This is a genomic window from Kribbella koreensis (genome assembly GCF_039525325.1).
Classification (GTDB): domain Bacteria; phylum Actinomycetota; class Actinomycetes; order Propionibacteriales; family Kribbellaceae; genus Kribbella; species Kribbella koreensis.
On the sequence record NZ_BAAAHK010000009.1, the window covers coordinates 267415 to 288018 of the forward strand.

Here is a 20604-nt window from a genome sequence, read left to right on the forward strand (position 1 = left end):
CCTCCCACCACCTCTGCCCTCCGCCGCCCTTCGGAGGTCCCGCTGATGGCTGAGCAATATGTTGCTGCGGTCGACCAGGGGACCAACTCCACCCGGTGCATCTTGTTCGATCGGCGGGGGCGGTTGGTGTCGGTGGCGCAGCGGGAGCATCGGCAGATCTTTCCCAAGCCGGGGTGGGTCGAGCACGACGCGGCGGAGATCTGGCGCAACGTCACGCGCGTAGTACCGGCCGCGATCCGCCAGATCGGCGCCGAGCCGTCCCAGATCGTTGCCATCGGCATCACCAACCAGCGCGAGACCAGCCTGCTCTGGGACCGCCGCACCGGCCAGCCGATCGGGCACGCCGTCGTCTGGCAGGACACCCGCACCGACCGGCTCGTCCAGGAACTCGCCGGCGACGAGGGTACGGACCGCTTCGCCGACCTCTGCGGCCTGCCGCTGACCACGTACTTCTCCGCCCCAAGACTCCGCTGGATGCTCGACCACACCCCCGGCCTGCGCGCGCGAGCCGACCGCGGCGAGGTGCTGTTCGGCACGATGGAGAGCTGGCTGATCTGGAACTTCACCGGCGGCCCCGACGGCGGTCTGCACGCGACGGACGTGACGAACGCCAGCCGGACGATGCTGATGAACATCGAGACGCTCGAGTGGGACGACCAACTGCTGGCCGCGTTCGACGTACCGCGCAGCGTCTTGCCCGAGATCCGGCCGTCGTCGGGCGTCTTCGCGACCGCGACCATGGTGCTCCCCGGCGTGCGGATCGGTGCGGCCCTCGGCGATCAGCAGGCAGCGCTGTTCGGGCAGACGTGTTTCAGCCCCGGTGAGGCCAAGTGCACCTATGGCACCGGCTCGTTCCTGCTGCTGCACACGGGCAAGGAGATCGTCCGGTCGACGCACGGCATGCTCACGACGGTCGCCTACCAGATCGGGTCGGAGCCCGCGGCGTACGCGCTGGAAGGGTCGATGGCGGTCACCGGCTCGCTGGTCCAGTGGTTCCGGGACGGCCTCGGCCTGATCCACACCGCCGCCGAGATCGAGACGCTCGCGCGCACGGTCGAGGACAACGGCGGCGCCTACATCGTGCCCGCGTTCTCAGGACTGTTCGCGCCGCATTGGCGCAGTGAGGCCCGTGGGGTGATCGCCGGGCTCACGTCGTACATCACCAAGGGCCATCTCGCCCGGGCGGTGCTCGAGGCGACCGGGTTCCAGACGCTCGAGGTCGTCGACGCGATGAACGCCGACTCCGGGATCGCGCTCAAGGCGCTCAAGGTCGACGGCGGCATGACGGCGAACAACCTGCTGATGCAGTTCCTCGCCGACCTGCTCGACGTACCGGTGGTGCGGCCGATGGTCACCGAGACGGTGTCGCTCGGCGCCGCGTACGCCGCCGGCCTAGCGGTTGGCTACTGGCCCGACCTCGAAGGGCTGCGGAGCAACTGGCACCGAGCCGGCCAGTGGCTCCCCCACATGGATCCGGACCGGCGCGCCACGGAGTACGCGAACTGGCAGGCAGCGGTCCAGCGCACCTTCGGCTGGATCCGCCCCGACCAGTAGGGCTCAGGGACGCCAGATCCAGTTCCGGCGGTCGTACCGGACCTCGAACCCGGCCCGCATCATGTTGTTGAGTGAGCTGTTCTTCGAGCCCTCATCCGGCTTGCCTGTCTCCGCGCTGAACCACTTCACGCCCTCGGCCACCGCCCGGGCAGCCCGCGCCGCCAGCAGCGCCGACTGCGCACCCTTCCCGCGATGCTCCGGCAAGGTCGCCGCGCCGCAGAACTCCGCCACCTCGCCGGTGATCAGCAGCGCCGCCGCAGCGATCAACTGGTCGCATTCATAAGCCCCGTACGCCGTCCAGCCCGGCTGGCCCACGACGCCCTTCGACATCGGCACCAGCAACTCCTCCGGCATCCCGAACCCACGAGTCAGCACGGTCGCCCAGAGCTCCGCATCGGCCGGCTCGATCTCGGCCACCCGCAACTCCGTCTCCGGCGCGTTGACCAGCCCTGCGGGCCGAGCGAGCTTCACCCACGTACCGCCGCCCGTGATGCCTTCCTTCGCGCAGATCGCGTCCCAGTCCGCCGGCAGCACCGACGGCGCGACATTCAGCACCGCGATCGGGTTGCCGTTGCCGCGGTAGAAATCGGTGACCGAGGCAACCACTTCGGCCGTGACCGGCTCGGTGAAACCGAAGCCGAGGGCACGGCTCCAGTAGTTGGTCGCATCGTCTCGCACCGCCAGCGCCACCCCACCACCGATCCGCGCCGACGCCATCCCGAACCGCTCCATCACCTCCGGCGCCACATGCGTCTCATACCCCCAGATCGCCTCGGCCTCGGCGGTCTCGAGCAGTTGGGTGATCCGGTCCAGCGACATGTGCGAGGTCCTCCGGGTATGAGTGATTCTTCAACCAGGGTAGGCGATCCGGCCAAGCCGGGACGTTTCGACCAGGGTCGAAGAGCGGCAACCGTGATGTGGCTGTCAAGCGTTTGACACAGCCGCTGCCTAGCGTCGCAGGCGTTCGATGACAAGCAGACAAACTCGGGAGGAAACCATGTCCTCGGTACGCAACCTGCTGATCGCCGCGACCCTCGGTACCGCCTCGATCGTCGCCGCCCCGGTGGGCGCACAGGCGTCCGGCACCCAGGTCCAGGCAGGGCTGAAGATCACTCACATCGTTTGCCATCAGCAAGAAGACTTCACCGGCGCCGACGACGCCTACCTGGTGCAGGACGGCAAGGTGCTGTGGGGTCCGGTCCAGATGATCTCGGGCGACAGCAAGGACATCCAGGACGTCCCGGTCACCCAGGACCATGTGCTCACGCTGATGGAGGGTGACTCGCCGGACGACGACGACAACCTCGGCGCGAAGAAGATCACCGGCGCCGGCGACTACCAGTTCACCGACGACGAGGCGAACTACACCGTCACCATCGCGAACCAGTAGGCGGCCGCGCGGCTCCTCGCATCGAGCGGGGAGCCGCTATGGCTTCCAGGTCCAGGACGGCCGGTCGTACAGGTCCTTGAAACCGGCCCGGCGCATGTTGTCCAGCGACGGGTTCCGCTCACCCTCGGCCGGCTTGCCTGTCTCGGTGGACAGCCACTTGCAGCCGGCCGCGAGCGCATCCTCCACCCGCAACGCGATCAGCGCGGACTGGGCTCCGCGCCCCCGGTACTCCGGCAAGGTCGCCGCGCTCACGCACTCACCGACCTCACCGTGGACATACAGCCCGGCCGTCGCCACCAACTTGCCGCCATCCCACCCGGCGTACGGCTGGAAGGCCGGTACCTGGCACAGCGCGGCCAGCATCCGCCTCAACAATCCGTCCCGGTCCGGCAGGCCGAAGCTGATCATCTGCGTCTCGACCCACGCCCGGACGTCGTCGGAGTCGGCTCGATCGACCGGTCCGATCCGCAACGAGGTCCCGGCCTCGGCCACCGGCGAAGCGTCCCGCACCAGCTTCACGACCGTCCCACCCGCTTCGAGCCCGTACGCCGCCCGGACCTCGTCCCAGTCCGCCGGCAACACGTCCGGCGCCAGGTTGAAATGGGCGATCGGAGTGCCCGCGGCCCGGTAGAACTCGACCACCTCACCGATCAGCTCAGCCGTCACCGGCCGGTCGAACCCGAACCCCTGCGCCCTGGACCAGTACTGCGACGGATCCTCCCGCACCGAGATCGCGACCCCACGGCCGAACCGCTGCCCGGTGATCCCCAGGCCCTCGCGCACCGGCCCCTCGATCCCGGCGATCCCGAACATCAGATCGGCCTCGGCCAGCTCGGCCAGCTCCACGAGATTCATACTGCATACTTTAACCAGCCGGCCCACCTGCTTGCCGCGACAACCGCACGCGGTCAAGCGACCGCCGGCACCTCGTCGGTGATCTGCGCGGCATGCGCCTCCTCGAACCCGGCCGCAGCCAGCCGGTCCAGCGTCCGCTCCAGCACCGCCGTGTCCTCCAGCGTCCGCACCTCGGTGATCTTCCCCCACCGCATCCGGACGAACTGGTGCACGACGTTCTCGTACCGCGACCCGTCGACCACGCCGACCTTGACCGTCACCGCGGTCGCCACCCGGGTGTCCCACGGCCAGCCGGCGACCAGCACGTCCCGCACCTCGAAGGTTGTCTCCGGCAACAACCTGAAGCACCGCTCCCACCACCGCCGGAGCGCGTCGCGCGTATGCCGCTCACCACCCAGCGCGTGGTCACCGTAGAACCGGTAGGTGAACTCCGGCGCCATCCCGGCCACCATCGCCTCCCAGTTGCCGGCGCTGATCTCCGCGAACGCCGCCCGCACCTTGCCCGCCACGATCCGGTGGTACATGCCGCTCTCCCCTCGTCGGTGTGGCTCCGAGCCTAGGCCTAGTGAGTTCAATGCAGCAACTGACTAAACTGATGACATGCGGAACACGAGCTTCGCCGAGATGCACTGCTCCCTCGCCCAGTCGCTGGAGGTGATGGGCGACTGGTGGAGTCCACTGATCCTGCGCGACCTGTACCTGGGCCTGGACCGGTTCGACCAGTTCGTCGCCGACCTCGGCATCTCCCGCAACCTGCTCACCGCCCGCCTGGCCACGCTCGTCGAGGCCGGCCTGGTGGCGCGTACGCCGTACCAGGAGAACCCGGTCCGCTACGCCTACTCCCTCACGCAACCCGGCCGCGAACTGATCCCCGTCCTGATCGCCCTCACCGCCTGGGGCGACCGCTGGGCCACCCCACCCGCCGGCCAGCCCATCCGCTTCACCCACACCACCTGCGGCAAGCCCTCGACTCCCACGATCTGCTGCTCCGAGTGCGGCGACCAACTCACCACCGCCAACACCACCGCGTCCCCCGGCCCCGGCGGCCGTTCAGCGCCAGGCACGGCGCTGATCGCCTCCGTCCTGCACACATGACAGCAGCCCCGAGGAAACCTCGGGGCTGCTGCTGAAAAGGGGATCAGGCCGGGGAGACGATGTCCGGTGCTCCCAAGCGGACCTTGTCGGCGGATTCGTCGTCGGGCTGGTCCTGGGAGTCGCGTTCGGACTGGACGCGCTGCTTGTAGAAGGAGACCTCGCGCTCGATCGTCTCCTCGGTCCAGCCGAGCACCGGCGCCATCAACCGGGCAGCCGCTTCGGCAGCCTCGACGCCGCGATCCCAGGCCTCGATCGAGATCCGGGTCCGGCGGGCCAGGATGTCGTCCAGGTGACGAGCGCCTTCGTTCGTCGCGCCGTAGACGACCTCGGCCTTGAGGTAGTCCTGTGTGCCAGGCAACTGCTCCCCCAGGGACGGGTCCTTCTCGACCAGCGCGAGCACCTCGTCGATGAGCGCGCCGTACCGGTTGAGCAGGTGTTCGATCCGGGCCACGTGCAGCCCCGAGCGCTGCGCGATCAGGTGCCGCTGGTTCCACATCGCGTGGTAGCCGTCGGCGCCGACCAGCGGCGTGTTCTTGGTGACCGACTTCGGCACCCGCCCGTCGAGCGCGTTCGCGGCCGCGTCGACGGCGTCCTTGGCCATCACCCGGTACGTCGTGTACTTGCCACCGGCAACCACTACGAGCCCGGGGGCCGCGTGCGCGACGACATGCTCACGCGACAGCTTCGAGGTGCTCTCCGACTCCCCCGCCAGTAGGGGTCGGAGCCCGGCGTACACGCCCTCGACGTCCTCGCGCGTCAACGGCGTCACCAGCACTGCGTTCACGTGGTCGAGCAGGTAGTCGATGTCCTTGCTGGTCGCGGCCGGGTGGGCCTTGTCCAGGTTCCAGTCGGTGTCGGTGGTACCGATCAGCCAGTGCCGGCCCCACGGGATGATGAACAGCACGGACTTCTCGGTCCGCAGGATCATCCCGGTGCTGGACTGGATCCGGTCCTTCGGCACCACCAGGTGGATGCCCTTCGATGCGCGCACGTGGTACTGCCCGCGCTCGCCGACCATCGCCTGCGTGTCGTCGGTCCACACGCCGGTCGCGTTGACGACCTGCTTGGCGCGGACCTCGAACTCCCGCCCGCTCTCCAGGTCCTTCGCCTGTACGCCGGTGACGCGCTCCCCCTGTCGCAGGAAGCCGGTCACCTTGACCCGGTTGGCGACATGTGCGCCGTACGACGCCGCAGTACGGGCCAGCTCCATCGTGTGACGGGCGTCGTCGACCTGCGCGTCGTAGTACTGGAGAGCGCCGACCAGTGCCGACTTCTTCAACGACGGCGCCAGCCGCATCGCTCCACGCCGGGTCAAGTGCTTGTGGATCGGCAGGCCCGCGCCGAGACCCGAGCTGAGCGCCATGGCGTCGTACAGGGCCACACCGGAGCCGGCGTAGAACCGCTCCCACCACCGGTGCTGCAGCGGGTAGAGGAACGGCACCGGCTTCACCAGGTGCGGTGCCAGGCGTTGCAGGAGCAGTCCACGCTCCTGCAACGCCTCGTGCACCAGACGGAAGTCCAGCATCTCCAGGTAACGCAAGCCACCGTGCACCAGCTTGCTGGACCGGCTGGAGGTGCCGCTCGCGAAGTCGCGAGCCTCCAGCAGTCCGGTGGTCAGGCCCCGGGTGGCGGCGTCGAGGGCCGACCCGGTGCCGACCACCCCGCCACCGATCACCAGGACGTCAAGTTCCCGGCCGTCGGCCATCGCCTCGATGGCCTCGGTCCTTGCCTGCGGTGACAGTGCCACTGCGCCCACGTCTGTTCCTTCCGTCGTTCCCTCGTACTGCAAAAACCCTCGTACTACTTAACGCTGCCCACTACCGCGTTAGTCCACGTCCACCCAGTCGAGGGTGCGCTGGACGGCCTTCTCCCAGCCCTTGTACCCCTCGGCGCGCTGCTCGTCGTTCCACTCCGGGTTCCAGCGCTTGTCCTCGTTCCAGTTCTGCACCAGCTCGTCGGTGTTGTTCCAGAACCCCACCGCCAGGCCGGCCGCGTACGCCGCTCCCAGGGCCGTCGTCTCGGCGACCACCGGCTTGCTCACCGGCACCCCGAGGATGTCGGCCTGCATCTGCATGCAGAGCTCGTTCGCCGTGACTCCGCCGTCGACCTTGAGGACCTCCAGCTTGACGCCCGAGTCCTTCTCCATCGCGTCGGCGACGTCCTTGCTCTGGTAGCAGATCGCTTCCAGTGTTGCTCGCGCCAGGTGGGCGTTGGTGTTGAACCGGGACAGCCCGACGATCGCACCACGCGCATCCGACCGCCAGTAGGGCGCGAACAGGCCGGAGAACGCCGGTACGAAGTACACGCCGCCGTTGTCCGGGACCTGCCGGGCCAGTGTCTCGGTCTCGCTCGCGCCGGAGATGATGCCGAGCTGGTCGCGCAACCACTGCACGGCCGACCCGGTGACCGCGATCGATCCCTCGAGCGCGTAGACCGGGGCCTCGTCACCGAACTTGTAGGCCATCGTGCTGAGCAGGCCGGCCTTCGACCGGACCAGCTCGGTACCGGTGTTCAGCAGCATGAAGTTGCCGGTGCCGTAGGTGTTCTTGGCCTCGCCCGGGTTGAAGCAGACCTGGCCGACGGTGGCCGCCTGCTGGTCACCGAGGTCACCAGTCAGCGGTACTACGCCGCCCAGCGGCCCATTGGTCAGCGTCTCGCCGTACTTGTTCGGGTCCGACGACGGCCGGATCTCCGGCAGCATCTGGCGGGGGATGTTGAAGAACGAGATCAGCTCGTCGTCCCAGTCGAGCGTCTCCAGGTTCATCAGCATCGTGCGGCTGGCGTTCGTCACGTCGGTGACGTGGACACCGCCCTCGGTACCGCCGGTGAGGTTCCACAGCAGCCAGGTGTCGGTGTTGCCGAACACGGCGTCACCGGCCTCGGCCGCCTCGCGGACCCCGTCGACGTTCTCCAGGATCCACTGCACCTTGCCGGCCGAGAAGTACGTCGCCGGCGGCAGACCGGCCTTCTGCCGGATCACGTCGCCCTTGCCCTCGCGCTCGAGCGCCGAGGCGATCCGGTCGGTCCGGGTGTCCTGCCAGACGATCGCGTTGTAGTACGGCCGGCCGGTCTTGCGGTTCCAGACCACGGCCGTCTCGCGCTGGTTGGTGATGCCGAGCGCCGCCAGGTCGCTCGCATGCAGCCCCTGGGCGTTCAGCGCGGTCCGGATCACCGAGCTGGTCCGCTCCCAGATCTCCACCGGGTTGTGCTCGACCCAGCCGGCCTGCGGCAGGATCTGCTCGTGCTCCAGCTGGTGCTTGCCCACCTCGTTGCCGGAGTGGTCGAAGATCATGAAGCGGGTGCTCGTGGTGCCCTGGTCGACGGCACCTACGAAGTCAGCCATGGAATTTCCTCTCCTCACGCTCGCGGGTCATGCGGTGGTCTTCTCCTCCGGGATCCGGCCCGGCTCCTCGTCCTCGTCGGCGATCGGCAGGTTGCGCCCGACCAGCAGGTCGTACAGGAACGCGCCGACCAGGGCGCCGATGATCGGTGCCACGATCGGCACCCAGAAATAGACGTCCCCGAACTGGTCTTTCATCGCTCCCCCGTACCCGGTGAAGAACGACGCCAGCCGCGGACCGAAGTCACGGGCCGGGTTGATCGCGTACCCGGCGTTGGTGCCCCACGCCATCCCGATGCCGACCACCAGCAGGCCGACGATCAGCGGCGCGAGGTTGGCCGCCGGGGAGGTGTTGCGCAGGTCGGTGATGGCCAGGATGACCATCATCAGGATCGCCGTGCCGATGATCTGGTCCCGGAAGCCGCCCCACATGTGGACGCCGAGATCCATGCTGCCGTTGCCCGGCAGGGTCGAGAAGACGCCCTGGGTCTTGATCGTCAGGCCCGGGTCGACCTTGTGCAGTGCCTCGGTGTAGTTCCAGCGAACCACGAGCGCCGCCAGGAACGCTCCGAGGAACTGTGCCACCGAGTACGGCAGCACCTTCTTCCAGCTGAACCCGCGGAACGCCGCCAGCGCGATCGTCACCGCCGGATTCAGGTGCGCGCCGGTCATCCGGCCCGCCACGTAGATACCCAGTGTCACACCGAGTCCCCAGGCCCACGCGATGGAGTCGTGGTCCCCGATCCCGCCCGCGACCACCTGCGCGACCACGCCGCAGCCGAACAGGATCAGGATGAACGTGCCGGCGAGCTCGGCGGAGCACTCCCCCAGAAGGGTCTTCGCCTTGACCGCCTCGGTCGTAGCCATGCTTGATCTCCCTTCCACCCCGTGACGACCACGGAGAACTGGAATGTAGGAGCGTTAGCGAGGCGGCACAACGCCACTCGTTCGACATTGTCGAACGGGACCACCTTGCCACAGGTCTACGACACTCGGGGGCTACGTACGACCTTCGGCGTACCGCGTGGCGGCGGTTCGCAGACCTTGGGCAGACGCCGGGGAGGGTGCCTGGTTCCTAGCGTCGGGGCATGATCGAAATCCAGGGATTGACCAAACGGTACGGCGGCGCGGCCGTCGTCGACGACCTGTCCTTCGCGGTCGGGCCGGGGCGGGTGACCGGGTTCCTCGGGCCGAACGGGGCCGGCAAGTCCACCACGCTGCGGATCCTCGTCGGGCTGGTGCAGGCGACCAGTGGGTCGGCGACGATCGACGGGGTTCCGTACGCCGGGTTGCCTGATCCGCTGCGTCGGGTTGGCGCCTTGCTCGAGGCGACGCCGGTGCAGCGGGGGCGTACGGCGTACCGGCAGCTGCTGGCGCTCGCACAGACGCACGGGCTCGGTCGCGGCCGCGTGGAGGAGGTGCTCGACCTGGTTGGGCTGACCTCGGCGGCGGGCCGGCAGGCGTCGGAGTACTCGCTGGGGATGCGGCAGCGGCTCGGGATCGCTGCGGCGCTGCTGGGCGAGCCGTCGACGCTGATCCTCGACGAGCCGACGAACGGGCTGGACCCGGCCGGGGTCCATTGGCTGCGCAACCTGCTGCGTGCCCAGGCGGCCGAGGGGCGGACGGTTCTGGTGTCGTCGCACCTGATCAGTGAGATGGCGTTGACCGCCGACCAGCTCGTGGTGGTGGGTCGCGGGCGGTTGCTGGCCGATTTGCCGATGGCCGCGCTCACCTCCGGTCATGCGTCGCTCGAAGCGGCGTACCTCCGGCTGACCGGTGACGCGGTCGAGTTCTCGGGAGGATCGCGATGACCAGTGGGCTGGCGTTCCAGCACGTACTCCGGTCCGAGTGGACCAAACTGTCGCCGGCGAACTGGGCGGTGCTGATCGCGCTGCCGGTGGTCTTCAGTGCGTTGTCCGGCTGGATCGGGCACGCCAACCATGCCCAGGCGACTTCGGCGACGCTCAGTGTGGGCGGCGGCTTTCTGCTGTTCGCGGTGGCGATCGGGGTGTTGGGGCTGACCATGATGACCGGTGAGTTCCAGTCGGGGGTGATCCGGGCGACCTTCGCCGCGATCCCGCGCCGGCTGCCGGTGTTGTGGGCCAAGGCGATCGTGCTCGTCGTGGTGGCGACACCTGCCTTGCTCGTCGCGTATTTCGGTGCGTTCCTCACCTTCCAGGCGTTCACCGACAGCGCTTTCCGGCTCTCCCTGGGGGATCCGGGGATCTTGCGGTCGTTGTTCGGAGCGGTCGGCGCGACGGTGGCCGCTGGGTTGATGGCGCTTGCATTGGGGACGCTGCTGCGGAGTACGGCGGGCGCGCTGTCGGCGTACATCCTCTTGCTGGTCGTGCTGCCGTCGGTGCTGATGTCTGCGCTTCCGGTGTCGTTCCAGGGCGCCTTGCCGTACTTCCCCACGCTCGCGTTGCAGGGCATGTTCCGGAACACGTCGGAGGCCATGGTCCAGGTCGGGAGCGCCCCGGACGTGATGCTCTCCCCCGGCATCTCCAGCGCGGTGGTCCTCGGGTGGGTCATCCTGTTGCTGGCGTGGGCCGCAGCACTGCTCCGGCGCCGCGACGTGTGACCTGGAGGACCCGATGAGAGACCGCTGGAGCGTCCGCCGTTGAGAGGCCGTTGGAGCATCCGCCCGCCCCGGCTGGCCGTCCGCCTGCCCCGGCGGGTCATCCATCCGCCCCGGCTGGTGATCCGTCCGCCGCGGCTGGTCGACGCGTGCCTCACCGCGCTCGTGGCGCTGATCGTGCTCCCGGCGACGGTGGGCGGGTCGACCGCACCAGGAGCGATCGGGTCGGGCCCGGGGATCGCCGGTGCGACCTGGCTGCTGTTCGCCGCAGTACACCTGCCGCTGATCTGGCGACGGCGTGCCCCGGTCCTGGTCTTCTGGTCGATCCTCGCCCTGGTCGGCTTCTGCGTTCTGCTGGATGTCGCCGGCGTCTATCTCGTCTTCGCCCCACTGTTCGCCCTCTACGGCGTTGCCCGGTACGCCCGGCTGATCCAGTTGTGGCCCGCGCTCGCGGCAGTACTGACCGCAGTGGTCGTCGCAACCTTGACCAGCGACGGCCACCTCTCGACCCTGATCGGAATCTGCTCCATCGTCGCCGTCATCTGCCTGCTGGCGATCTCCCTGCGCCTGCGAGAGTCGGCTGAGCAAGAACGCATCCGGCACCGGCAGCAAGAACTGGAGGCGCAGACGAGGATCGCCGTCGCGGCCGAGCGGACCCAACTGGCCCGGGAGGTTCATGACGTGGTGGCGCACAATCTGGCCGTCATGGTCGCGCTCGCCGACGGCGCGGCTGCGACTGCCGCGACCGATCCCGGCCAGGCGACCGAGCTGATGCGGCAGTCGTCGACCACCGGGCGGGCGGCCCTGACCGACATGCGCCGGCTGGTCGGCGTACTGCGGGATGGTCAGCCACTAGCGGACGGGCAGTCGCTGGCGCCGCAACCGGGCATCGCCGACCTCACTGAAGTCGTTGCGCAGGTCCGGGACGCCGGGTTGTCCGTCGAGCTCAGCGTCAGTGAGCTCGGTGGAGCGCTCTCCGACGGCGTCGGCCTGGTCGTTTATCGGATCGTCCAGGAAGGCCTCACGAACACACTCAAACACGCCGGCCCCGCGGCCCACGCAACGGTCCGCCTGAGCCGCACCTCCGACGGACTGGACCTCGACATCACCGACGACGGCGCCCGTACGCCGGCCCCCGCACCGATCCCCGGCGGCCACGGCCTCCTCGGCATCACCGAACGCACCACGGCGTACGGCGGCACAATCCGCGCCGTCCCCCTCCACCCAACCGGCTGGCACCTACACGCCCACCTCCCGCTCGATCTCTCGCCGCCACATACCGCACCCACCACGCCGCGACCTGCACCCGCCCTTCCGCCACGCCAAGGGGCGCGAGCGTGATCCGGGTTCTTCTCGCCGACGACCAAGCCTTGCTCCGGCTCGGCTTCCGGGCGTTCCTCAACCAGGAACCGGATCTCGAAGTCGTGGGCGAGGCCGGCAACGGCCAGGAAGCGGTCGCGCTGACCAGAACCCTCACCCCCGACGTGGTCCTGATGGACATCCGGATGCCGGTCCTCGACGGCATCGAGGCAACCCGTCAGATCGTCGCGTCCGGCTCCCCCGCCCGGATCCTGGTCCTGACCACCTTCGACCTCGACGACTACGTCTACGCCGCCCTCCGCGCCGGCGCCTCCGGCTTCCTCATCAAGGACGCCCTCCCCGCCGACCTGATCAACGGCATCCGGATAGTCGCCGCCGGCGACGCGGCGGTCGCCCCTGCCGTCACCCGCCGCCTGATCGAGAAGTTCGCCGACCACCTACCGTCTCCCGGCGTACCGGCCTCGGATCCCCCGGCCGGCCTGACTCCCCGCGAACGCGAAATCCTCCTCGAAATCGCCCGCGGCCACTCCAACAAGGAGATCGGCCGACACCTCCACCTGTCCGAAGCAACCGTCAAGGTCCATGTAGGCCGCCTCCTCACCAAACTCAACCTCCGCGACCGAGCCCAAGTCATAGTCCACGCCTACGAAACCGGCATCGTCCGCCCGGGGAGCTAGCCACCCAACCATTCAGCGGCTTCATCACGTCAGGGCGGATACAAGGGCCGAGGTGAGGAGAACCGATGGCAGGCAGGACGGACCGATCCGGGTTCGAGGAGTTCGCCACCACCAGGCACGGCGCGCTCTATCGCTACGCCTTTCTGCTCGCCGGTGAGCGCGGCCTGGCCGACGACCTGGTGCAGGAGGCGCTCACCAAGACGTACGTCGCCTGGCGGCGGTTGAGCGACCCGACCAACGCCGAGGCCTACACCAGGCGGGTGATCACCAACACGGCGATCACCTGGTGGCGGCGGAAGTCGTGGCATTTCGAGCGCCCGCAGGACGACGTACCGGAGCAGGCCTTCACCGGTGACGACGCGACCGCCCGGATCTGGCTCTGGCACGAGCTGATGCGGCTGGCGCCGAGACAGCGGGCCGCGATCGTTCTGCGGTACTACGAGGACCTGACGGAGGTACAGACCGCCGAGGTGCTCGACTGCTCGGTCGGCACCGTCAAGAGCCAGGTCTCCGACGCGCTCAAGAAACTCCGCAAGAACCTCGGCGACGCCGGACAGATCATCGAGAAGGCAGGACTGAAGTCATGACAGACTTGCTCAAGGACACCCTGGTCGAGCGGGCGGACGCCACCGAGCCGTCGACCCTCGACCTCGACACCATCATGACCACCGGCGAGCGCCGGATGCGCCGTCGCCGGGCCGTCGGCGTACTCGGCGTCGGGGCGATCGCGGCAGTAGTCGTCGCCTCCGGCCTCGGCGTGCTGAACGAGACCAGCCACCCCTCCGGCACCGCCGACCCCGCCGGCCAGACGGCCAAGCCGTTCGCCCAGCGCCGCGCCACCTATGCGGTCCGCGACCAGCTCCATTACGGCCAGGAGGTCTTCTCGATCGGCAAGGGCGAACTGTTCAACAACTACGTCCAGACCGATGCCGGCTTCGTCTACGTCACCATGCCGCACGGCGACGGCGGCCTGGACGGCAAGCCCGCTCCCGACGGCTCCGACGCCGGCCGCGGCTACGTCACCCTGCTCGACCGCACCGGCAGCCACCGAATCGGCGGCAAGTACGCGCGCAGCAACCTCGTCGCCGACGATCACGGCAGCCTGGCCGGCTGGGCTGAGTTCGCCACGAAGCAGACCGGCCCGCCGACCGCCATCGTCGTGTACGACGTCGCCGCCCGCCGCCAGCTCCTCCGAATCCCGACCGGGCAGCCAGTGCCCGGAGTCGCCGGCAGCCCCAACGTCAGCCGCCTGCTCGCCATCGACGAAGGAATGGCCTATTTCGCCGCCGACAAGCGCGTCTTCCGCGTCGATCTCAGGACCAAGCAGGGCAAGGTCTTCTCCTGGCCTGCTACCCCCATCCTCATCCTGGACACCCAAGCAATCTCCGACGGCAAGTTCCTGTACCAAACCCTCGACGCCAAGGCACCGAACGGCCGCCTGGTCGTCGGCCCGACTCTCGACCCCGCCGATGGTCACCCCCTCCAGCTGACCTTCCCGCAACCCACCCAGAGCCTCACTGGCGCCTTCTCGCCCGACGCCGAACACGTGGTCGTCACCCGACCCGAGCCAGGCGACCCCAGCGAAACCGGCATCCAACTGTTCGCCACCGACACCGGCCGCGAGATCCCCCTACTGGCAACGGGCTACCAACACCAGCGCTTCGGCCAATGGCTCGACAACGAAACCTTCACCACCGCCGGCACCCGAGCCAACCACCGCACCGACCTCCTCCGCTGCTCCACCCAAACCCTCCGCTGCGACGTCATCGGCCGCGGCGTAGCCGAAAACTTCTCCACCGACCGCGCCAACCTGAACGGCGAACACTTCGCCTTCCCCGTCGGCTACCGAGTCGACTGACCAAATAGGCCCACCCCGACCCACCGAACTGTCCACCCAAACCAATGGCGAGCAGGCCGCCGACGCCAACCAACCCACATCGCGCTCCTTCGACCCCGCCCACGCCAGCACTCAGGCCCCGAGTCAACGAATCGCGCCCACCCGGCCACTAGCCTCGCGTGGGCGGGTGGGCGCCAGCGCCACAGGCGGCGACAAACCATACGATCGGCTCCTACATTCAGTTGGACGCTGGGGGCGAAGTGAATCAATCGTTCGGGCAGCAATTGCGGCGGCTCAGGCTGGCCGCTGGGCTCACCCAGGCGGGGCTGGGTGAGCGGGCGGGGCTGACCGATCAGGCGATCAGGCTCCTCGAGCACGGTGAGCGCCGGTATCCGCGGAGCGGCACCGTGAGGCGGCTGATGGACGCTCTGCAGCTGGACGAGCCGAGCCGAGCAGCCTTGTTGCGATCGGTACCGAGGCGGGGTCGGGGCAACCGACCCCAGCCCACACGGGACGGCCTCGCAGGGCCGCCGTGGACGGTTTCCCAGCAACTGCCACCGATACCGGCGCATTTCACGGGCCGCCAGGCAGAGTTCGAGCAGGCCAGTGAGGTGTTCACCGCCCGACTGATCTCCCCCGGAAGCCCACCTGTGGTGACCATCCAGGGGATGGCAGGCGTCGGAAAGTCTGCCTTGGCATTCGCCGTCGCAGCACATGTAGCAGAGCGGTTCCCGGACGGTCAGCTGTACCTCGACCTGGGCGGCTTCGGTCCTTCACCTCCGCTCCGTGAGGACGAAGCGCTCTACTCGTTGCTTCGCGCAACAGGCCTGGCCGACTCAGAACTCCCCACCCAGGTCGCCGAGGCCGGCGCGCTGCTGCGGAGCAGGTTGTCCGGTCGGCGGGTCCTCATCGTCCTCGACAACGCCACCGGCGCCGACCAGGTCACGCCTCTGTTGCCCGCTGCATCGACCTGCGCAGTCCTGGTAACGAGCCGGGTCTGGCTCACTCTGCTGCCGGCGCAGACCCACCTCCAGCTCGACGCTCTCGACGATTCCGCCGCACTGGAACTCTTTCGTCGTATCGTCGGCGCGGACCGTATCGACGCGGAACCCGGCGCGGCGGCGGAGCTGGTCGAGAATTGTGCCGGGCTGCCGCTGGTGATCCAGATCGCGGCCGGCCGCCTGGTCGCCCAGCCACTCTGGCACGTCGAACGACTGGTCGAACGGCTCCGTGATCAGCGGCATCGGATCGACGAGCTCGCCGTCGACGACGTCACCGTGCGGGCCAGCCTGGCGGTATCGTTCCCGCGCCCAGGTGAAGAATCCGCCTCGGCCGGGGAACCATCCGAGCCCGCCTTCGCCGCTCTCGGTCTCATCAACGTCACCGACCTCACAGCCGCTGCGGCTGCATGCCTCATCGGCACCGAGCAGGCAACTGCCCGCGGTCAGCTCGAGCGCATGGTCGATGCGAACCTGCTCACCTCGTCGGGCCCAAGCCGCTACCGCCTGCACGATCTCCTGCACCTTTATGCCCGTGAGCTGGCGCAGCAACTGATGCCCACGGCCGACCAGGACGAGGCGCTGGACAGACTCCTCGGCCTCTACGAAACGATCGGCTGGCGGACCACCAGGTTGATCGCACCGATGAGCTACATCCGACGCATCGAGCCACCTGACCAGCCTGAGGTCGAGCCGGCGATCACTGAGGTGCCAGATCTGCTCCAATGGCTGGGCGTGGAGCACGAGACCATCGTCAAGCTCGCGAAGCAGCTGACCGAGGCCGGAGTCGACCGCTCGAACCGGCTCGCCGGTCTGACGATCGGGCTGACGCCGTACTTCATCTCCTGCGGCCGCTTCATCGACCTGGCGGCGCTGGCCCGGCAAGCACTCGAGGCCACCTCCAGTCAGGACCTCAAAGCCATCCTGCGTTGCAGTCTCGGCATCGCCCAGGCCGAGCTCGGGCAACCGGACGAAGCCCTGGACAGCTTCCGCACCGCCGGCTCCGAATTCCGCGAGAACGACGATCGGCACGGTGAGGCCGCGGCTCTGAACAATGCGACGCGGCTCCTGGGCGATCTCGGCCGGTCCGCCGAGGCGATCGCGACCGGCGAGCGAGCGCTGGAGGTGAGCCGGTCATCCGGGAACGCCCACTCCATCAACCTGGCGCTGAACAACCTCGGCAACGTTCATTGCCTTTCCGGTGCGTTCGAGACCGGCCGGGACTACTTCGTCCAGAGCCTGAGCCTCTACACCGAAACCGGAGAAGAAACCGGCCGCGGCATCGCCCTGCACAACCTCGGTTGCGTCACGATGGATCTGGGCCGGCCCGACGAAGCGGTTCCGTACCTCGAACAGTCGGTCGGGGTGCTCCGGGCGGTCGGAATGCAACTGACCCTCTGCAACGCGCTGATCGACCTCGCGGACGCCTATTGCCGGCTGCACGTCCACGAGGACGCGGTGGACCGTGCACAGGAAGCACTCGCCATCGCGACCTCGGCCGACGACCGGCTCCGCCTGGCCAGAGCCTCACTCCAACTCGGAAAGATCTACTCCGAGCTCGACGACCCCGCTTCCGCACGCGACCACCTGGAAGACGCTCTCGCCTACTTCGCTTCCCGCGACGAGGCCGCCGCGAACCGGGTCAAGCAGGTCCTTGACAGCTTGCCGGCCGAGTAGCCGTCCACAGAACAGCCGGAGAGTCTCGGATGAGATTCTCCGGCTGCGGGTTCCGATCAGCTTGTGGTCGCCTTGCGGGGAGCCTCGGCGCCGGGCTGGTTTTCTGGGAAGTGGCAGGCTGTTTGGTGGCCGGGGGCGATCTGCAGGAGCGGGGGTTCTACTGTTTTGCAGATGTCCTGGGCTTTCCAGCAGCGGGTGTGGAAGCGGCAGGCCGGCGGCGGGTTGATCGGGCTGGGGACGTCGCCCTGGAGGCGGATGCGTTCCTGTTTGCCGCGGCGCTTGGTGTCCGGGATCGGTACTGCGGACAGCAGTGCCAACGTGTAGGGGTGCATCGGCTTCTCGTAGAGGCTGACGCGGTCAGCGATCTCTACGATCTTGCCGAGGTACATGACCGCTACCCGGTCCGAGACGTGGCGGACTACCGAGAGGTCGTGGGCGATCATCACGTAGGTGAGGTCGAACTCGTTCTGCAGGTCTTCCAGAAGGTTGACCACCTGGGCCTGGATCGAGACGTCCAGGGCCGAGACCGGCTCGTCGGCGACGATCAGCTTCGGGCGCAGGGCCAGCGTGCGGGCGATGCCGATCCGCTGCCGCTGACCGCCGGAGAACTCGTGCGGGTAGCGGTTGTAGTGCTCCGGGCTCAGGCCGACGAGTTCGAGCAACTCCTGGACGGCCTTCTTGGTGCCGCCCTCGGTCTTCACGTGCTGCAGCTTGAACGGCGCGCCGACGATCTTGCCGACGGTATGCCGCGGGTTCAGCGAACCGTACGGGTCCTGGAAGATCATCTGGACGTCTTTGCGCAGCGGCCGCATCTTGCCCTCGGACAGATGACTGATGTCGCGGCCTTCGAAGATGATCGTGCCTTCGGTCGGCTCCAGCAGCCGCGTCAGCAGCCGGCCCGTGGTCGTCTTGCCACAGCCAGACTCCCCCACCAGCGAGAACGTCTCCCCTTTGGTGACGGTGAAGTCGAGGCCGTCGACTGCCTGGACCGCACCGCTCTGACGCTGCAGCAGGCCCTGCCGGATCGGGAAGTGCTTCTTCAGACCCGTGACCTTGAGCAGCTCCTCGCCTGCCGGCGGGGTCGCGGTGCCCGATTCGGTTTCGGTAGTGGTCACAGTGGCGCTCCGTCGTTCCCAGAATCGGCGATGATGGCTCGGGTCTGCACAGGCTCGGCCTTCACAGCTTCGGCTTGATGTCGGTCTCCCAGGCATGTTTGCGCTGCTCGGGCGACAGGTGGCAGGCGACCTGATGACCGCCGCCGATGTCGAGCAGCTCCGGCCTCTCGGTCTCGCTGGCTCCACCGTTCAGGTGCGCGTAGTTGCAGCGCGGGTTGAACGCGCAGCCCGGCGGCACATTGATGAGGCTCGGCGGCGTGCCCTTGATCGGGATCAACCGCTCGGTCCGTTCCCGGTCGATCCGCGGCATCGAGCCGAGCAGGCCCCAGGTGTAGGGGTGCTGCGGCCGGTCGAAGATGTCCTCGGCCGTGCCGTACTCGATCGCGCGGCCGGCGTACATCACCTGGATGTCGTCGGCCAGCTCGGCGACAACACCCAGGTCGTGGGTGATGATGATGACGGCCGAGTTGAACTCGCGCTGAAGATCCCGGATCAGGTCCAGGATCTGCGCCTGCACGGTCACGTCGAGCGCCGTGGTGGGCTCGTCCGCGATCAGCAGGTCGGGGTCGCAGGACAGCGCCATCGCGATCATCGCGCGCTGCCGCATACCGCCGGAGAACTGGTGCGGGTAGGCGTCCACCCGCTTGTCCGGCTGCGGGATGCCGACCCGGTCGAGCATCTCGATCGCGTGCTTGCGGGCGACCTGCTTGGTCACCTGGTTGTGTACCCGATACGCCTCGATGATCTGCGCGCCGACCGTGTAGTACGGATGCATCGCGGACAGCGGGTCCTGGAAGATCATCGCCATCCGCTTGCCGCGTAGCAACCGCACCTCTTCGCGGGACGAGCTGATCAGATCCTGCCCGTCGAGCAGGACCTCGCCGCTGATCCGCGCGGTACCGGCCTTGTGCAGGCCCATGATCGACAGGCTGGTGACGCTCTTGCCGGACCCAGACTCGCCGACGATACCGAGCGTCTTGCCACGATCGAGGTTGAAGGACAGACCGTCGACGGACTTCACCACTCCATCGTCGGTCGGGAAGTGGACCCGCAGGTCGCGAACCTGCAGGAAGGCGTCGGAGCTCCGCGCGCTGTCGGTCGGACGCAGGTTCTCGGTCACTGGAGCCGCACTCTCGGGTCGACGACCGCGTACAGCAGGTCGACGACCAGGTTGGAGATCACGATGAAGAAGGCCGCCAGCAAGGTGACGCCCATGATCTTGGGCATGTCCTGGTCGGAGATGCCGGTCACCGCGTACTTGCCGAGGCCGTTCAGGCTGAACACCTTCTCGGTCAGGATCGCGCCACCGAGCAGCAGGCCGAGGTCGAGACCGAAGATCGTCAGGATCGGTGTCAGCGCGGCGCGCAGGCCGTGCCGGACCACCACGACGTTCTCCTTCAGGCCCTTGGCCCGGGCCGTCCGGATGTAGTCCTCGTTCATCGTCTCGAGCATGCCGGCCCGGGTCAGCCGCGCGTACTGCGCCGAGAACAGGAACGCGAGCGTGATCCAGGGCAGCAGCAGCGACTGGAACCAGGCCAGCGGATCCTGGGTGATCGGCTGGTAGCTGGCGCCGTTCGCGAAGATGCCGAACTTGTAGCTCAGATAAGCCAGCGACATCAGACCGGTCCAGAAGATCGGCATCGAGACACCGGCCAGTGCCAGCGTCATCGCAGCCCGATCGAACAGAGATCCTCGTCGCAACGCGGACAGCACACCGATCGAGACACCCGCCAGCAGCCACAGCACCGAAGCGCCCGCCGCCAGGGACAACGTCACCGGCGCTCTGTCGAGCAGATCGGGCCAGACCGGTTGCCGGGTGATGAACGAGTACCCCAGGCAGGGCGCGGGGCAGTGCTCGATCTCGGCACCCATGTCATAGCTGGCACCGACGAAGATGCCCTTCGCCCAATGCCCGTACTGGACCACGATCGGATCGTAGAAACCGAGGTTCTGCGCCGTCAGCTTGACGGTCTCCGCGGTCGCCGTCCGGCCGACGTACCTGGTCGCGAGAGTCTCCGGCGTCGCGCCGGCCAGCCTCGGAACGAGGTAGAAGATCGAGAACGTGATGGCGCTCACGACGAACAGCAGTCCGACCGCGGCGATCAGCCGCCTGATGATGTATGTGACCACAGACCTCGGCGTCGGTGGCCGGTCCGGAAGTGACTTCC

The 20604-nt window shown here is 68.1% G+C and carries 19 protein-coding genes; 10 read left to right on the forward strand and 9 right to left on the reverse strand.

Annotated elements, in window-relative coordinates:
• Positions 1-45: 45 nt before the first annotated feature.
• Entirely contained in the window at positions 46-1554 is a 1509-nt protein-coding gene (gene glpK, locus ABD116_RS20855; protein WP_343972538.1) for a glycerol kinase GlpK, read from the forward strand.
• 3 nt (positions 1555-1557) lie between these two features.
• On the opposite strand, the gene ABD116_RS20860 is transcribed toward glpK (ABD116_RS20855), so the two are convergent.
• The gene (locus ABD116_RS20860; protein WP_343972541.1) at positions 1558-2373 is read right to left on the reverse strand and encodes a GNAT family N-acetyltransferase; all 816 of its coding nucleotides are present in this window, start codon (positions 2371-2373) and stop codon (positions 1558-1560) included.
• Positions 2374-2551: 178 nt separating this feature from the next.
• Between ABD116_RS20860 and ABD116_RS20865 the strand changes: the two genes are divergently transcribed.
• The gene (locus tag ABD116_RS20865; RefSeq protein WP_343972544.1) at positions 2552-2944 is read left to right on the forward strand and encodes a hypothetical protein; all 393 of its coding nucleotides are present in this window, start codon (positions 2552-2554) and stop codon (positions 2942-2944) included.
• A gap of 36 nt (positions 2945-2980) precedes the next feature.
• Here ABD116_RS20865 and ABD116_RS20870 read toward each other — a convergent pair whose 3' ends face one another.
• Both ABD116_RS20870 and ABD116_RS20875 read right to left on the reverse strand, forming a co-directional pair.
• Complete coding sequence (locus tag ABD116_RS20870; RefSeq protein ID WP_343972547.1) at positions 2981-3799, reverse strand: GNAT family N-acetyltransferase; 819 nt, start codon at positions 3797-3799, stop codon at positions 2981-2983.
• 53 nt (positions 3800-3852) lie between these two features.
• Positions 3853-4323, reverse strand: coding sequence for a nuclear transport factor 2 family protein (locus ABD116_RS20875; RefSeq protein ID WP_343972550.1), 471 nt, complete (start codon positions 4321-4323; stop codon positions 3853-3855).
• 76 nt (positions 4324-4399) lie between these two features.
• On the opposite strand from ABD116_RS20875, the gene ABD116_RS20880 reads away from it, so the two are divergent.
• Positions 4400-4894 (forward strand): winged helix-turn-helix transcriptional regulator, encoded by a 495-nt coding sequence (locus tag ABD116_RS20880; protein ID WP_343972553.1) that lies wholly within the window; start codon positions 4400-4402, stop codon positions 4892-4894.
• A 43-nt stretch (positions 4895-4937) separates the two neighbouring features.
• Here ABD116_RS20880 and ABD116_RS20885 read toward each other — a convergent pair whose 3' ends face one another.
• The 3 genes from ABD116_RS20885 to ABD116_RS20895 all read right to left on the reverse strand — a co-directional run bounded on the left by ABD116_RS20885 (position 4938) and on the right by ABD116_RS20895 (position 9101).
• Positions 4938-6650, reverse strand: coding sequence for a glycerol-3-phosphate dehydrogenase/oxidase (locus tag ABD116_RS20885; protein WP_343972556.1), 1713 nt, complete (start codon positions 6648-6650; stop codon positions 4938-4940).
• A 69-nt stretch (positions 6651-6719) separates the two neighbouring features.
• On the reverse strand, positions 6720-8237 hold the full coding sequence (glpK, locus tag ABD116_RS20890; protein WP_343972559.1) for a glycerol kinase GlpK: 1518 nt from the start codon (positions 8235-8237) through the stop codon (positions 6720-6722).
• A gap of 27 nt (positions 8238-8264) precedes the next feature.
• Positions 8265-9101 (reverse strand): MIP/aquaporin family protein, encoded by an 837-nt coding sequence (locus tag ABD116_RS20895; RefSeq protein WP_343972562.1) that lies wholly within the window; start codon positions 9099-9101, stop codon positions 8265-8267.
• A 221-nt stretch (positions 9102-9322) separates the two neighbouring features.
• Between ABD116_RS20895 and ABD116_RS20900 the strand changes: the two genes are divergently transcribed.
• The 7 genes from ABD116_RS20900 (at position 9323) to ABD116_RS20930 (ending at position 17321) form a co-directional block, all read left to right on the forward strand.
• The gene (locus ABD116_RS20900) at positions 9323-10045 is read left to right on the forward strand and encodes an ABC transporter ATP-binding protein (RefSeq protein WP_343972565.1); all 723 of its coding nucleotides are present in this window, start codon (positions 9323-9325) and stop codon (positions 10043-10045) included.
• Positions 10042-10815, forward strand: a complete 774-nt coding sequence (locus ABD116_RS20905; RefSeq protein ID WP_343972568.1) for a hypothetical protein — start codon at positions 10042-10044, stop codon at positions 10813-10815. Before ABD116_RS20900 ends, ABD116_RS20905 begins: the two co-directional genes overlap by 4 nt.
• Before the next feature lie 39 nt (positions 10816-10854).
• Positions 10855-12153, forward strand: coding sequence for a sensor histidine kinase (locus tag ABD116_RS20910; protein WP_343972571.1), 1299 nt, complete (start codon positions 10855-10857; stop codon positions 12151-12153).
• A complete protein-coding gene (locus ABD116_RS20915; protein WP_343972574.1) occupies positions 12150-12809 on the forward strand; it encodes a response regulator in 660 nt (219 codons plus the stop codon). The genes ABD116_RS20910 and ABD116_RS20915 overlap by 4 nt, the downstream gene beginning before the upstream one ends.
• Before the next feature lie 65 nt (positions 12810-12874).
• Entirely contained in the window at positions 12875-13396 is a 522-nt protein-coding gene (locus tag ABD116_RS20920; RefSeq protein ID WP_343972577.1) for a SigE family RNA polymerase sigma factor, read from the forward strand.
• Positions 13393-14667, forward strand: coding sequence for a hypothetical protein (locus ABD116_RS20925; RefSeq protein ID WP_343972580.1), 1275 nt, complete (start codon positions 13393-13395; stop codon positions 14665-14667). Before ABD116_RS20920 ends, ABD116_RS20925 begins: the two co-directional genes overlap by 4 nt.
• Before the next feature lie 239 nt (positions 14668-14906).
• Positions 14907-17321 carry an ATP-binding protein gene (locus ABD116_RS20930; protein ID WP_425552109.1) on the forward strand — a complete coding sequence of 805 codons (2415 nt, stop codon included), beginning with the start codon at positions 14907-14909 and terminating at the stop codon, positions 17319-17321.
• 56 nt (positions 17322-17377) lie between these two features.
• Here ABD116_RS20930 and ABD116_RS20935 read toward each other — a convergent pair whose 3' ends face one another.
• The 3 genes from ABD116_RS20935 to ABD116_RS20945 form a co-directional block, all read right to left on the reverse strand.
• Positions 17378-18436 carry an ABC transporter ATP-binding protein gene (locus ABD116_RS20935; RefSeq protein WP_343972582.1) on the reverse strand — a complete coding sequence of 353 codons (1059 nt, stop codon included), beginning with the start codon at positions 18434-18436 and terminating at the stop codon, positions 17378-17380.
• 61 nt (positions 18437-18497) lie between these two features.
• Positions 18498-19556 carry an ABC transporter ATP-binding protein gene (locus ABD116_RS20940; RefSeq protein WP_343972585.1) on the reverse strand — a complete coding sequence of 353 codons (1059 nt, stop codon included), beginning with the start codon at positions 19554-19556 and terminating at the stop codon, positions 18498-18500.
• Complete coding sequence (locus ABD116_RS20945) at positions 19553-20566, reverse strand: ABC transporter permease (protein ID WP_343972588.1); 1014 nt, start codon at positions 20564-20566, stop codon at positions 19553-19555. Before ABD116_RS20945 ends, ABD116_RS20940 begins: the two co-directional genes overlap by 4 nt.
• Positions 20567-20604: the final 38 nt, after the last annotated feature.

What these genes read in the sequence shown, in the direction of transcription:
- glpK (WP_343972538.1), top strand. Translation starts at nt 46, where the DNA reads ATGGCTGAGCAATATGTTGCTGCGGTCGACCAGGGGACCAACTCCACC.
- ABD116_RS20870 (WP_343972547.1), bottom strand. Translation starts at nt 3,799, where the DNA reads ATGAATCTCGTGGAGCTGGCCGAGCTGGCCGAGGCCGATCTGATGTTC.
- ABD116_RS20900 (WP_343972565.1), top strand. Translation starts at nt 9,323, where the DNA reads ATGATCGAAATCCAGGGATTGACCAAACGGTACGGCGGCGCGGCCGTC.
- ABD116_RS20925 (WP_343972580.1), top strand. Translation starts at nt 13,393, where the DNA reads ATGACAGACTTGCTCAAGGACACCCTGGTCGAGCGGGCGGACGCCACC.
- ABD116_RS20905 (WP_343972568.1), top strand. Translation starts at nt 10,042, where the DNA reads ATGACCAGTGGGCTGGCGTTCCAGCACGTACTCCGGTCCGAGTGGACC.
- ABD116_RS20865 (WP_343972544.1), top strand. Translation starts at nt 2,552, where the DNA reads ATGTCCTCGGTACGCAACCTGCTGATCGCCGCGACCCTCGGTACCGCC.
- ABD116_RS20895 (WP_343972562.1), bottom strand. Translation starts at nt 9,101, where the DNA reads ATGGCTACGACCGAGGCGGTCAAGGCGAAGACCCTTCTGGGGGAGTGC.
- ABD116_RS20860 (WP_343972541.1), bottom strand. Translation starts at nt 2,373, where the DNA reads ATGTCGCTGGACCGGATCACCCAACTGCTCGAGACCGCCGAGGCCGAG.
- ABD116_RS20920 (WP_343972577.1), top strand. Translation starts at nt 12,875, where the DNA reads ATGGCAGGCAGGACGGACCGATCCGGGTTCGAGGAGTTCGCCACCACC.
- ABD116_RS20880 (WP_343972553.1), top strand. Translation starts at nt 4,400, where the DNA reads ATGCGGAACACGAGCTTCGCCGAGATGCACTGCTCCCTCGCCCAGTCG.
- ABD116_RS20875 (WP_343972550.1), bottom strand. Translation starts at nt 4,323, where the DNA reads ATGTACCACCGGATCGTGGCGGGCAAGGTGCGGGCGGCGTTCGCGGAG.
- glpK (WP_343972559.1), bottom strand. Translation starts at nt 8,237, where the DNA reads ATGGCTGACTTCGTAGGTGCCGTCGACCAGGGCACCACGAGCACCCGC.